Below are 607 nucleotides of genomic sequence, written 5' to 3'. Positions count from 1 at the left end.
CGTCGGCAGCGTCAGATGTGTATAAGAGACAGCTGTATAAGTCGTTTACTGGCCTTGGCAAAATTGTCGACGTAAGCTACAGGGAATAAATGCATCACAATCTATCAATCAACTGATCAAATCAAATTTGCTATGGTAAATAGCAGTTCAACTATTATTCAACATATGAAAATCAATAAAATTCTTATCGCCATCTTATTAACCACACTCTCGCTAACCAGTCTTGCACAAAATCCCGTGCAGGTAAAAGGATTGCTCAAATCAAAACGTAACATCGTCAAACTATTCAAGGTGAATGATGGCAGATTGGTAGAAATTGCCAATGTAACAACCAATAAAACAGGCCGGTTTGGCTTGATGTTCTATCCCGAATACGAAGGCATCTACGTAATCGGGATGGGCAACGATTTGTCGGGAACCGATAACTACAACTTCTATTTTAAGGGTGGCGAGCAGCTTGATGTAACCCTCAACGATTCTACCTATGTATTGAATGGCAAACTAAATTCGAAAGAAAACATGGTGATGGAGCAATGGAAGAACCTGACCTATCCACTTTACAAAAAGTCGATTAATTTTTTCCGTGCCGGCAACAGTACGTTCATGG

1 pseudogene is annotated in these 607 nt (G+C 40.0%); it reads left to right on the top strand.

Going from position 1 to position 607, the window contains the following annotated elements:
• Positions 1-165 precede the first annotated feature (165 nt).
• Positions 166-607: pseudogene (locus JHD69_RS20110) on the top strand (TlpA family protein disulfide reductase); the annotation flags it as partial.

The sequence above is a fragment of the Pedobacter sp. ASV12 genome, from assembly GCF_016429155.1.
In the GTDB taxonomy this organism is placed as follows: domain Bacteria; phylum Bacteroidota; class Bacteroidia; order Sphingobacteriales; family Sphingobacteriaceae; genus Pedobacter.
This window is presented reverse-complemented; position numbering and strand designations above follow the sequence as displayed.